The sequence below is a fragment of the Wolbachia endosymbiont of Drosophila baimaii genome (assembly GCF_028982185.1).
GTDB lineage: Bacteria > Pseudomonadota > Alphaproteobacteria > Rickettsiales > Anaplasmataceae > Wolbachia > Wolbachia pipientis.
In genome coordinates this window covers 1-13,499 of record NZ_JAPQLE010000091.1, presented here as the reverse complement: position 1 = coordinate 13,499, position 13,499 = coordinate 1, and the positions used below count along the sequence as shown (strand labels likewise).

The 13,499-nt window shown below is 34.5% G+C and carries 9 protein-coding genes, 1 tRNA gene and 1 pseudogene; 4 read left to right on the top strand and 7 right to left on the bottom strand.

Annotated elements, in window-relative coordinates; translation table 11 throughout:
- Positions 1 to 270 (top strand): annotated as a pseudogene (locus tag OZD66_RS03030) (transposase); the annotation flags it as partial.
- Positions 271 to 295: 25 nt separating this feature from the next.
- Here the strand turns inward: OZD66_RS03030 and OZD66_RS03025 are convergent.
- Positions 296 to 3,448: a peptidase M2 gene (locus OZD66_RS03025; RefSeq protein WP_259348548.1), complete on the bottom strand. Its 3,153-nt coding sequence runs from the start codon at positions 3,446 to 3,448 to the stop codon at positions 296 to 298.
- Positions 3,449 to 3,698: 250 nt separating this feature from the next.
- Here OZD66_RS03025 and OZD66_RS03020 point away from each other — a divergent pair.
- The 3 genes from OZD66_RS03020 to OZD66_RS03010 all read left to right on the top strand — a co-directional run bounded on the left by OZD66_RS03020 (position 3,699) and on the right by OZD66_RS03010 (position 6,624).
- Positions 3,699 to 3,771 (top strand) — tRNA-Val (locus OZD66_RS03020).
- A 26-nt stretch (positions 3,772 to 3,797) separates the two neighbouring features.
- Positions 3,798 to 4,694: a cation diffusion facilitator family transporter gene (locus tag OZD66_RS03015; protein WP_182367503.1), complete on the top strand. Its 897-nt coding sequence runs from the start codon at positions 3,798 to 3,800 to the stop codon at positions 4,692 to 4,694.
- Between the two features lie 52 nt (positions 4,695 to 4,746).
- Positions 4,747 to 6,624, top strand: coding sequence for a hypothetical protein (locus OZD66_RS03010; protein WP_182367506.1), 1,878 nt, complete (start codon positions 4,747 to 4,749; stop codon positions 6,622 to 6,624).
- On the opposite strand, the gene plsY is transcribed toward OZD66_RS03010, so the two are convergent.
- From plsY to recA, 6 genes are all read right to left on the bottom strand, one after another.
- Positions 6,615 to 7,190: a glycerol-3-phosphate 1-O-acyltransferase PlsY gene (gene plsY / locus OZD66_RS03005; RefSeq protein ID WP_182367509.1), complete on the bottom strand. Its 576-nt coding sequence runs from the start codon at positions 7,188 to 7,190 to the stop codon at positions 6,615 to 6,617. The two genes, OZD66_RS03010 and plsY, sit on opposite strands and share 10 nt — an antisense overlap.
- Before the next feature lie 147 nt (positions 7,191 to 7,337).
- Entirely contained in the window at positions 7,338 to 8,804 is a 1,467-nt protein-coding gene (locus tag OZD66_RS03000) for an alanine/glycine:cation symporter family protein (RefSeq protein ID WP_182367512.1), read from the bottom strand.
- A 1-nt stretch (position 8,805) separates the two neighbouring features.
- Entirely contained in the window at positions 8,806 to 10,149 is a 1,344-nt protein-coding gene (locus tag OZD66_RS02995) for an alanine/glycine:cation symporter family protein (protein WP_182367515.1), read from the bottom strand.
- A gap of 22 nt (positions 10,150 to 10,171) precedes the next feature.
- Positions 10,172 to 10,942 (bottom strand): CDP-alcohol phosphatidyltransferase family protein, encoded by a 771-nt coding sequence (locus OZD66_RS02990; RefSeq protein ID WP_182367518.1) that lies wholly within the window; start codon positions 10,940 to 10,942, stop codon positions 10,172 to 10,174.
- On the bottom strand, positions 10,939 to 11,631 hold the full coding sequence (locus OZD66_RS02985) for a phosphatidylserine decarboxylase (RefSeq protein WP_182367521.1): 693 nt from the start codon (positions 11,629 to 11,631) through the stop codon (positions 10,939 to 10,941). The genes OZD66_RS02990 and OZD66_RS02985 overlap by 4 nt, the downstream gene beginning before the upstream one ends.
- 187 nt (positions 11,632 to 11,818) lie before the next feature.
- Positions 11,819 to 12,886 carry a recombinase RecA gene (recA, locus tag OZD66_RS02980; protein WP_010963008.1) on the bottom strand — a complete coding sequence of 356 codons (1,068 nt, stop codon included), beginning with the start codon at positions 12,884 to 12,886 and terminating at the stop codon, positions 11,819 to 11,821.
- Positions 12,887 to 13,499: the final 613 nt, after the last annotated feature.

Below are 13,499 nucleotides of genomic sequence, written 5' to 3'. Positions count from 1 at the left end.
ACTGTAATATGGATGTTTTTAATGGATGGTTTGAGCAATTTTTGACACCGATCTTGGAACCTGGACAGACTGTCATTCTTGACAATGCTACTTTTCATAAGTCTGATAAAGCTTGCTAAAGGGGTTGGTGCAGAAATTTTGTATCTGCCGCCTTATTCTCCAGATTTCAACAAAATTGAGCATCATTGGTTTGCTATAAAAAACAGAGCCAGGAAAAACATTCCTCTATTCGAATCCTTTCGTCGTGCTGTTGATTCTGCCTTCCTATGACCTGTTCGGACTATTATGAGAAATGCTATACTTTGCCATTATCACTTGATATAGCTAAACTATAACTATCACCATCCTTCATTATCTTGATGGACACCTTATCTTCAGGTAACACTATAAGCTTCTTTGTGCCACTATCGTGGATTACGAATTTGCCTTTTTCAAAATAGTATTTGTCTTCCGGCAAAGCACCAACCTTATAATCTGATGTGTGCAGTTTGTTCCAAAAATCTAACACAGATTGCTTTTCTGCTCCTTCCGCTCTATCATACAAGGCTTTCACATCATTATAATTTATCGTTACATTTGCCTTATGTTTCCCTTCTGAGTCCTGCTCGTAGCTCTTTTCTATTTTGAGAATTGTGTCTTTTAATACTACCTGTTCTTGCTCTTTCTCCTCCACTGAAGCTGACCTTTTTGCCCTTGTTGGAATTTGTGGCTGATCAGACTGCATTTCACTATTGTCGTTTGATGCAGTTTTCTCTTCAGCAGCTTGTGCAACAACATTAGTAGTACTATGAACTTCTGTCTTAGTTTCACTTACTTGCCCTTTTGGACTTTCGGTTTGTTTCTCTTTTGTAAATATTCTCTGATAGTCCGTGTAGCCTCTATTAGTATCACCGATATCGCCACTGCCTTGATCAAAAGTTATTTTTTTACTTCCATTTCCCATATCTTCAATTTCAACTTGAGGAGAAACAGATGCTAGGAAATCGTTATAACTGTAGTTGTAGTCAGCAGAAAAGAATATTTTCCCTTTGAAATTGTGAAAGTTATTAGACAACATTCCAATTTCTTCATCACCATCAAACAATTTTACTTTAGTGAAATATGTTTGATCTTTTATTCTAACTATTTCACCGCTGGAGTTTCTTTGTATGTGATAATCATTTGGGTCGTACTTTATAGCAAAAAGTTTGCCAGAGCCATATTTCTCTAAGTTTATAAGGCCCACATTTACATGTTTATGGGAATAATCTCTCTTTTCATATTCATGTGCAAATATTGGATCTATGTATCTATATTCATCTGATATATTTGGCATACCTATTGGATGTTCATTTCCATCTTTCGTCACCGGAACAAGCTTATATGTTCCGTCTTTTTCCACTAATTTTAGATGAGTAATACTTTGTGGTAGTTGAAACCTTACATTTGCTCCATGGTCATGAATAAATAGATCACCTTTTTCGGTAATATAAAAGCCCATATTTTTGAATGTATGTAAATTTTCGCCTCCTTGTTTTACAACCGCTTCGTGTACATCGTCGTCTGTCCTATCTGTTCCCTTATTATCCAGTAGTTTTCCTTTTTCTACGATTACTCCATTTGCCTTTTGCTCATCAGAATATTGGGCATGCTCTGAATCCTGATGATTCAAAATTTTGGTACCTCTAAGGAGCAGAGAATCTAAATCTTTTTGGATGTGTCCAGTGCTAGGATGCAACAATTCATTTTCATGTAAATGCGCCTCATCAAAGTATTCATCACGTTCAACTGTTCTGCCATCTATTAGGGAAGCTTTATAATGACCGTTTTCTTTTGTAACTGCCATGTAAGCACCACCTTCGTATGAAACACTTAAGTTGTGTAATATATCCTCAAAAACGAAAGTTTCTTTAGTTTGGCCTTCAACTTGCTTAAAAAATCCTGATTCGCTCAATAATTCTCCAAGCTTTGTATTTCCGTCATATATAGACAGTGCACCCATATCTCCTTGACCATGAGCTTGCATAGAAAAAATCTTACCTTCTTGTAGATCAATATGAGTACCTCTGATTAAGTTTGGATCGATATTGACCAGCCCATCTAATATTTTTGCTGCTTGGGAATTATTTTCAATCTTATCAACAGCTTTGTTTTTTAGTTGATCAAACTTTAAAAATGCTGGTCTGTATTTTGTATTTTCCTCATTACGTAACTCTTCAATAGTAATCTCTCCTTTATGATATTTTTGATACATTTCACCACGTTCTTTATTCAAATTATCAAATTCATCTACCTGATTCTTAATTTCTGTATCATATTTTGATAATATCCTTAAAGCCTGATTTTTATACTCTTGACTGTTTCGATATTCATTACCTTGTTGGTCAGAGTAAGTTAGTTTATCCTGTCCATCGGAAGTTTTTACTACCTTGAGGAAATGATATTCCTTTGATATATCAAGTGTATCATTTGTTGCCCTATTTATAGCACGAGCAACATCATAAAATGCAACGTGTTCTACAGGAGAAAAACTTCCAACGTTTTCTCCATCCATTTTTTCTATATTTGCTTTATAGTAGGATACGTTTTTAATTTCTCCACCCACTATTTCTTGACCAATTGCTATGAAATCTCCTTTTGTAACTTGCAAAGCGTTGAGATGTTCCATTGCAGTTTCTGTATCATTCTCAGCAAGCCAACTTTTGAAGTCAGTATCGTGTCCTTTTATGTCTTTCAAGAAACTTTTTGACTCATCTGAGTTACCTTGACGTAAAGCATCTAGGTAGTCTCTTAATAAACTAGGATCTTTTTCCTGTAAGTACATTATCAACGCATGACCTGTTTTATAAACCAAGCTATTTGCTTCGCTGTCCTTTGAGTATTCTAAACTTAAAATTTTATCTAAATCCAAATTTGCAGCTTCAGTTTTGTCGATACTTGATCCTTGAGAATTGAATTTATGATCTGAATGATGCTCAAAGTAGTCTGCAATTCCTTCCATTAATACTGTAGGTAAAGATTTGCCTCCTGTAGCCAAGTAAGTTAAACCATGTGCAAATTCATGCTGAAGGTTATGAACGCCACCTTGCTGGTAGACGTACATTTCAGCAAAAACGTCAGCTTTCCCTTTGTAGTAACATTTACCACCTTCGTCTCCAAGGTAAGAACCGAAACGCTCGCTTCCGCCAAGGTGAGTGTAATCATCCTTGTCATCAAACATGTAAATTTTAAATGTTTGTTCTGAACTGCCGCGTTCTAACTCGAATGCGTTTTTAAAATTAGTAGCTGTTTCTCTTATCTCACTTTCAATGTTAGCAACTTTACTTGCTCTTAAATTGTGAGAATAAACCTCTACTTTAATATTTAAATCTTCAACTTCTATAACATGTGGCGAATTAAACCCTTTGCCGTTATTGTTGAAATATTCTGCTTTAGTTATATTTTTATTTACTTGTTGACTAATTGTCATAATTTTAACCTCTAATTTGCTGATCTTTCAATATCAAGCATAAAGTAATTTCCCTAAAAAAAACGTAAATCCCTGTATTAATATAATTTATATCTTAATAAATAAAGTATAGATAGTTAACTTAATATGTAAAATTTAGAATATGGCTGAAATTCTATACAGCTATATTCCGGAATCACATTGGACAAGGACAAAAGCAAAGTGATTTATTGACTTTCATTCCACCAAAGCACTATACTAAAACCACGATGGGTAATTAGCTCAGTTGGTAGAGCACTTGCTTGACGTGCAAGCGGTCGCTGGTTCGAACCCAGTGTTACCCACGTTTTTGTTTATGAAAAGATTTTATATGACAGCAGTGCATAACGGTAAACACTCAGCAGCGCAGTCCAAGCGCTTAATCTATTCCATAATAATAGTTGCGATAACAATGTTTATGGAAATAGTAGGTGGAATAATTTCACATTCGCTTGCTCTATTATCAGATGCAGGGCATATGCTCACTGACCTTTTTGCCTTGGTTTTAAGTTGGTTAGCACATAGGTTTTCAGCTAAGAAATCCGATTTGCAGAGATCATACGGGTATCATCGGTTGCAGATAATTGCAGCATTTGTTAATGGTTTAACTTTATTCTTCATTGCAGTAATCATTATAATTGAGTCAATAAAAAGATTTATTTTTCCGGTAAATGTTGAGTGGAAAGTAATGTTAGTAATTGCTACACTTGGCCTGATCTCTAATATCATAGTCTTTTTTATATTGCATAGTAAATGCGAGAGCAATATAAACATAAAAAGTGCTGTACTACACGTTATAGGAGATATTTTAGGTTCTGTAGCTGCTATACTTGCATCCATAATTATCATGTTTACTGGATGGCAAATGGTGGATCCGATTTTATCGGTATTTGTCAGTGTAATCATTTTGAATAGTGGCTACAAAATTCTAGAGAATTCTTGCCACATACTTCTTGAAGGTACACCTGAAGGGATATCTACTGAGGAAATAAAAAGTAAGATCACATCAGAATTACCTGAAGTGATAGATGTGCACCACATACATGCATGGTCACTGTCTGATAATTATTTTATAATTACCATGCATGCCAAAGTAAAGCAAGATGCACAACACACTGATATTTTGTATGAGATAAAAAAAATACTACTAAATAGGTTCGAGATAGCACACTCTACAGTCGAGATCGAATACGATGAGTGTGCGGATAATAAAATACTTAAACATTGACGTTTTAAATTATTATGCTATTACTAGAGTGTAATGATGTCAAAGGTAGGCTATGGTAGGCATTTCTCAAATACAATTTCCTTCAAAGGAATCTAGCAAGCTAAAGTTTGTTAGTTATTTTGCAACTTTTGTTTCTTTAAGCATTATCACTAATCCCGTTAATGTTCTTTTTTCTCTTGGTACTATATTCTTCAGGTCTGAAATTAAAACTCTCTATATCTACAAAGAAATAAAAACGGCAAAACAGCAAAAAATGAGCAAAAGGGAATATTGGGAAATATTTTTTAAGAACAATACAATCAAGGTAGCAGCCTTCCTCTTGTTTTCTGCTTTCATAACATATCTGACTTTCACCTCCACTTTCTTACTAATTTCGTTACTGGGAACTATACCACTTACAATGCTATTAATTTTATTGCAGAGTGAACTAAGGCCAAAAGATTTTAACCCATTTACGCTGCTTAAAGCTTCTATAAATTTCTTTTTGGAAGGTATAAAAGAGAATTTACGTGGTATGGTTAATAGTTTTGATGTTAAGCTTGAACATTTACTGCCCCATCAATTAAATGATGATATCATTAAAAATATTGATAAATTAAAAGGTAAGTATAGTGAACAAGTACCTGAAGACGTAATCAAAAATGATGAATATATTCAATTCATTGGATATATAAACAATTCATATGAGTTTAGTGATGAGGATAAAGGAAGAGTAATTGTATTTTTAGATGACTTTTGCAAAGATGATCAAAAGCATAGCTCCGGCTTTACAGGTGGGCAGGTTCTGCTTTTAGTTTTAAGGGCTTGCAATGATGGAGACGGAGAAGCCGTTAAGAGTAAAAAGGATGCATTGATTTCTAATTTAATTGATAGCCAAACTTTCTCTAGAAAAGAGCGAATTCCTAACACTTGCTTCACCGGTATTATCTATAGAATGTTAAGCACGCTAGAGGGTATTCATTCTGATCCAGAAATTAGATTTACTCCCCCAAGGGAAATGTTGCTCTCAGAAGCACAAAATGAAGCACGTGAGTTTATGTTAGACAGGTTAAAAAACAAGAAAAACAATAAAGAAATTCTTAAGGCTTGGTATGACGTTCAAAATGGTTATGAAGACGATGAAAGTCAAAAAATAGTTGATGATTTTATTTCAGAAGTAAGTATTCCTTTAATGAGAAAATTATTGAGTATTACTTCTCAATATAGTGAACAAGTTGTGCTGACGTTAATGAAAAATATTAGCTCTATAAAGTTAAATAAATTACAATGTTGTGAGCTGGTTCAGCACATGAGAAATAAACTGCAGGAGCATGATTTAGATGACCAAGAAAGTTTACTCGAAAACATCGGAAAAAAAGTATTCTTAGAGCTATTAAATCGAGATCTACTCGAGACAGATTTTTCTCTCAAGGATTCATCTTTGGATGGAGCTAAGAGAATAGCTAATAAGATAATAGAAGAAGAAGTAGCAGAATTTAAATTAAAGGCTAAGAAGACTATTGAAGGTCAGATAATTAGCATGTTAGATGGGTTAAGAATGCTCCCAAGAGAAAAAAGATGTTATAGGGTATATGTAGAACTCAGTAAAAATAACGAAAATGATAAGGAAAAAATAAAGAAAATTTTGCAAGAAAGGTTAAAAGTAACAAAAGCAGCAATGGATGAAATGTTAAAAAAAGGAGCTTCACATAAGCTAGAGTTAGAAATTGAAAGTGTATATGAAGGAAATAAAGATCACGTTACTCAACTTTATGAAAAAATAAGAGAAACAAAAAAGGAATTCATTGAAGATGGTCTTTTAACACCTCAAGAAGTGGAGAATATAACAAAAGCAAAAATCATAGACTTAAACAAAGAGGACAAAATCATACCGTCAAGCAATTTGTCTCGTAGTTTAAGTGTCAATAATTTGGCAGTACATTATCTATAAAATTTATACTCTTTACCTTGCAGAAGATTCACAATATTTCTGTGGTGTTTTAGGAAGACCAGTGCTCCTATAATTAGTAATGTTAAGAACAAATTCCTCTGAAAAAAAAAGGACCATGCTACAGCCGTTGAAGTAGCACTGAGTGAAGCAAGGGAAGAGTATCTAAAGGCAAGAAAGACTATTATCCAAATTATTACGAATACTAAAGTAATATCGATGTTAAATGCTATCAGTATCCCTAGAGTGGTTGCAACGCCCTTTCCTCCACTGAATTTTAGCCAAATAGGAAACATGTGTCCTAAAACTGCTAAAATTGCAGATACATATATATAAAAATCGTTATTATCACAAAATTGTTGTGCTATATAAACGGCAATAAATCCCTTAAAGGAATCCAGAAATAATGCCAAAGCAGCAAGAAATTTATTTCCCGTCCTTGCAACGTTTGTAGCACCAATGTTTCCTGAACCTACTTCTCTTAAGTTTATCCCTTTTATTCTTGTAATAATTAAGCTAAACGGTATTGAACCGAGTATGTAGGATAGTGTAAGGACTATAACTAACACAGGTAAAATTTACTGATTAATAATCGCAAAATTTCGTCATCCCGCTGCTTGTTAGCGGGATCTATGCTGAGATACCGCGATTTATTCGCGGTATGACGTAGGGAAATCTTACTTATTATAGCTATACCTCTCCGCATATGCCAAAATTTAATTGATTTTATTATTCCTCAGCCTTTTTAGGTAGCACTGAACTTCCTCGTTAATCTGATTACTAAACAGTATAAGCGCTGTCATGTTGATAAGAGCTAAACAAGAGAATAAAGTTCCGCCAATATTAGCAATAGCCATTATGTCTTTAGAAAGGCCAGAGAAAAACGCCACAATTATTACCGCTATGCGATATATCACTATACTTTTTGCACCAAACAAATATAACCACCCCATTTCACAACAATATACAAATGAAATTACCGAAGAAAATGCAAACAAAGGTGCAGCTATGGTTAAAAGTATAGGAAACCACGGAGAAACTGTCTCAAATGCCTTTTGAGTAATTAATATCCCTTCACCAACACTAGTCTGGTATGCACCTGTTATTACTATTGTTATTCCTGTTAAACAGCAAATTAACATTGTGTCAAAGCATGGTTCTATCATAGCAACAAGCCCAGTTCTTACTGGTTCTTCATCTTTAGTTGTTGCATGAGTAATTGAAGCAGAACCAACACCCGCTTCGCTGGCAAAGATTGCCCTTTGAATTCCAGCAACAAATGCTCCTACCATCCCTCCACCAACAGCATTGAAATCTATCATAGTGGAAAATAATATTTTTAACGTATAACCAAGGTTATGAATATTAAATGCAATAATAATAATACAACTAAAGATATATATAAGTGACATAATAGGCACTAGTGCAGAAGATACTCTAGCTATCCTTTTAATTCCGCCAATAATCACTAGAGCAAGCAGCGCAGAGATTATGGAAGAAAGAAACCAAGAGTGACCATCTACCCAACTTGAATAGCCAGATAATATTGAAACCATTTGATTGGTTTGAAACGCTACACTTCCACCAAGACCTGATAATACAAAGAATACTGCATACATGGCAGCCAGCACAATACCAAGTTTTTTAAATCCAAATTCCTCCAGACCATTCCTTATATACTGAAAGGGACCACTAAACAATTGGTCCTGATCTTCTGTTCTATGTCTAAACGCCAACGTTACCTCAGCAAATTTTGCTGACATACCAAAAAAACCTGTAATCATCATCCAAGGCACCGCTCCTGGCCCTCCCATTGAAACTGCAATTGCGACTCCAGCAACAGTTCCAAGACCTACTGTGCTTGAAAGTGCAGTCATAAATGCCTGAAAATGCGTAATATGACCATCATGGTGATTCGTGTCATATTTTCCACATAAAATAGCAAATGCATGCTTAAACATTCTTATGTTGAGAAATCCAAACCGTAATGTTAGAAACACATAACCAAAAACTAGTAGAAGGATTATAAATGGCACGTAAAGGATCTTGAAAAACAGTACTTCATTCATGAAATTATTTATTCCGTTCAACACAGCGTCATAACTTTCGTAAAAACCTGAAGCAGCATACGCATCATTAAACAATAGGCAAAATAACACCATACAAAGCAATCTATAAATCATGTTAATACCCTTTAGAATTGTAATAAGAATCTATTGTATTCAAAACTTCCCTTCTTAGTAGATATATTGCAACAGCATTTGGAATCATAAGGCACATAAACAAACTGTCACCTAGATAAGATATAAATTCTATATTCTTTGACATACAGCTGATATACACTGAAACCACTATAAGAATTTGGAACGATATCAGTATTTTTTTACTACCAAATAAATACAGCAAAGCAACTTCACAGTAGTAACAATAAGCTATTATTGTGGAAAATGCAAAGGAAAACATCATTAGCGGAAAAACTAACTTGCTGAACAAGGGCAAAGCTGTTGAAAATATCGAACTAATTAGTGTAATATCACCCACGTTATCAGTGCTATGCATACCAGTGATAATTATCACAATACCAGTCAAAAATGAGATTAATATTGTGTCTATAAGTGGTGCAATCATTGCAACGCACCCAACTTTAATTGGATCTTCTTCTTTTACAGATGAATGTGCTATAGCTGCTGTTCCGGTACCTGCTTCGTTAGCAAACACTGATCTTCTCACTCCGGCTATTAATCCGCTCAATACTCCGCTTCCTATAGCTGATTTATTGAAGATATCTTGGAATATTATGGATAGAGCATTCAGCAAATTACTTCCGTTTACATAAATTAAATATATACACATACCCACATATAGCACTATCATAATTGGTGCTAAGCTCGTTGAAACGAAAGCAATGCGCTTTATTCCTCCCAATATTACAATAAAGACAAGCAGGGATATAATAATGGATGCGTTGTATTCTAGGAGGTTATTTGATAGTGCTGCTATTTGATTTGCTTGAAATGGTATACCGCCCAAAATCATTGCAATAAGTAGCATAATCGCATAAGTGAAGGCAAGAAATCTACCAGTTTTTGCAAATCCAATTTTTGCAAGCCCGTACTTCATGTAATAAAAAGCCCCGCCAGTTGTATTTTCAGAGCGATAAGTAGATGCAAGCACCACCTCGGCAAACTTTATCGACATACCAAGTATTCCGGTAATTACCATCCAAAAAACTGCACTTGGGCTCCCTATTGTGATAGCTATTGCAACTCCTGATATTGTTCCAAGACCAACTGTTCCTGAAATTACTGTTGCAAACGCTTGAATATGAGTGATTATGCCATTGTTGCTGTTATTACACTTTAGATTGAATAGCGTCTGTATTCCATATTTAAGTAACCTAAAGTTAATGAATTTGAACTGGGCAGTACAAAAGATTCCAGTTGCAATTACCCAAATAATTATAAATGGAATGTTGAATATCTTTATATACAGAAATGAATTTAATAGTTCACTTATCTTCAAAATCATGCAGTTTTCTATTTTTTGTTAGCTAACGAGTTTTATATGTAAAATATATGTAAAACCCGATGCTTATTGGAATAGTAAGTGTATACACTATACCTAAAATTGGTAGAGTCATCCAGGGCTTACTGATGAAAAATACAATAAGTACTCCAAAAAATGACACAAATATATAGGATAGGCTTTTGGGAATATAAATATATTTTGCAGAGAAAGTTGGAATGTGACTTATCGAAAAAAATGAAATGGCCAGAAAGTAACAAGCTACGCTTCTTGTGTTAAAAAATCGCTCTATGAGAAGTAAGTATTCACTCTCATGAGATTGAAAGGTAATAATTATTGGTAACAAAGAAAGTAAAGCACACACTGGAGCTGGAACACCAGAAAAGAAAAATTTTTCCCAGTATGGTTGTTCTGAGTGTAGCGAAACATTAAATCTTGCAAGTCTTATTGATATGCAGATTACGTATATCATTACTAAAATCCAACCTATGACTTTGATTTCGTTTAGCTTCCAAAAATACAAAAGAAATGCAGGCGCTGCACCAAAATTTAGAAAATCTGCAAAAGAATCAAGCTGGGCTCCAAAATCGCTAGTTGATTTTAGAATTCTAGCTATTCTGCCATCCATTCCATCTATTATTGCTGCAATGATGATAAAAATTACTGAGAATTCCCATTGTTCATTAAATGTAAATTTAAGTGAAGTGAGACCAGAACATAAACCCAATAAAGTTATAAAGTTTGGGAATAATTTAGTAATAGGTAAGAATCTACTGTTACTTCCATCGTTATTCATATAACGTCAAAAGTAAGCTTCTCTTGAACGTTTTCCTTATTTAAGTTTGCTATAATTGTTTCACCACCAATAACAGTTTGCCCTTCTGAAACTCTGACTTCTGTATCAGCAGGAACATAGATATTCACTCTACTGCCAAACCTTATAATTCCAAACCTTTCACCTGCTTTTACGTTCTGGGATATTCCTAAATTACAAACGATACGACGTGCAATTAATCCAGCTATTTGCTCCACAATAATTTCTTTCCCCTTTTCGTATTCAATTACAATAACCTGCTTTTCATTTTCACTACTAGACCTATTACTCATTGCGGATACAAACTTGCCTTTTTTATAACTCATTTCCTTTATCGTACCAGATATTGGTATACGGTTCACATGGACGTTCAAAACACTTAAAAATATGCTAACAAGCGTAAACTTCTTCTCCTCTCCGTTTTCTGCTGATAAAGGATAATTAACTTCTTCAATTTTTGAAATCACACCATCAGCAGGACTTAATATAAGATTCTTATTGTTTGGCACGGCTCTTGCTGGATCACGAAAGAAATAAGTACACAATAATGTCGGAAACAAGCACGTAACGCCAAACCCCCAAGATATAGAGAATGCTATACACGTTACTATAAAGGAAACTACTATAAATGAATAACCTTCCCTGTTTATATTAGGTAAACCAAAACACATAATCTTATTAACAATAACCTATTGTTAACAATTTATCATTTATAATTTCTCATGAAAAGCTTTTTTTAACTGCTTCAGCAAAGTCTTTTTGATACAAGGTAACATTACAGATTGTTATATTAGCACATAGAATCACCGTCATACTGTAACAACCCGCCCAACACAAAATCTAATGCCTAAGTTTAGATCAGAAAACTGATTCTTCTAAAAGTTGCTCACTATCCTCGTCTATTATGATAGAATTATCATGATTTCTGAGTAAATCTCTGATTTTCGTTTCTATTTCATTTGCGACTTCTTTGTTTGTTTTTAGGTAAGTTTTTACATTCTCTCTTCCTTGCCCAAGACGTGTGTTGTTATATGAATAGTAAGCGCCTGCTTTTTCAAGCACACCAAGCTTTGCTCCCATATCTATTATTTCTCCGAGTTTTGATATACCTTCATTGTACATTATATCAAATTTCGCTTCTCTAAATGGAGGAGCAACTTTATTTTTTACAACTTTAACTCTTGTTTCATTACCTGTAATATTTTCTTTGTCTTTTATTACACCAACTTTTCTTATATCAAGCCTTACAGAAGTATAGAATTTTAATGCATTTCCACCCGTGGTAGTTTCAGGATTTCCATACACTACTCCTATTTTCATACGAATTTGATTAATAAATATCAATATACAGTTCGCTTTTGAAACGGCAGAGGTTAGTTTCCGTAGCCCATGACTTAGAAGCCTTGCTTGCAGCCCCATATGTTGATCACCCATATCACCTTCAATTTCAGCTCTTGGAGTTAATGCTGCGACAGAGTCAATAACTATCACATCAACCGCACCAGAACACACTAAATACTCAACAATATGCAACGCCTGCTCTCCAGTGTCTGGTTGTGAAATCACTAAATCATCAGTGCTTACCCCAAGTTTACGAGCATATAAGACATCCAATGCATGTTCTGCATCGATAAATGCGCATGATCCTCCTTTTTTTTGTGCTTCAGCAATCACGTGCAAGGCAAGAGTGGTTTTACCAGAACTCTCGGGGCCAAATATTTCAATTATACGCCCTTTTGGCAGACCTCCAACACCTAGAGCCGAATCAAGCGCAATTGATCCTGTGGATATTGTGTCTATTTTTTCTACAGGGTTTTGCTTCAACTTCATTATTGCACCTTTACCGAATGCTTTTTCAATCTGGCTTATTGCGTTATCTAGCGCTTTTTGTTTATCACTATTTCTTTCTTCTGGGTTACTTGCCATAGATCATTTATTAGTTTATACAATTCTCTATGATAATCAAACGCGAATAACCTGCCAAGGTTTTTCTAGTATTTATGTATTATTTCAATGAAAAATATTAACGTTTTCATAAAGCAGATATTTGTTTGCCTTCGTTAGTAACACACTATACTTTAGTGTACGAACGTTGCAATTTGCAGCATAGCAGGTGGTGTCATCCAAGTAGCCAACACTGAAATGACTAAATTCGAAATGGCTACATGAATTTATTGTAAATTACTACCGTATAAGGTGCGATGCAACAAAGCCATTCCAGTGTCAGCTACTTGAATGACACCTCTTAGATGGGTCAGCTACTCAGATCTGCCATGAAAACTGCAACCCTAAATGTTGGAGCACTGTCGTACACTAAGCGCTGTAATGACAATTTTAGTCGCTTCATACACTTATCATGCTAGTCATAACAGAAATAATTTTTACCAAAGATATTTATGAAATAATTGACATAGTTTGGAAATATGTATATTATAGAACATTAATAGTTAGTTATAGCTCTTTTCATAGAAGTCCGGATGTGATAAGATAAGGATAGACGATGATAAGGAGGTTGAGTGCCAGCAGCATATAGTTATGA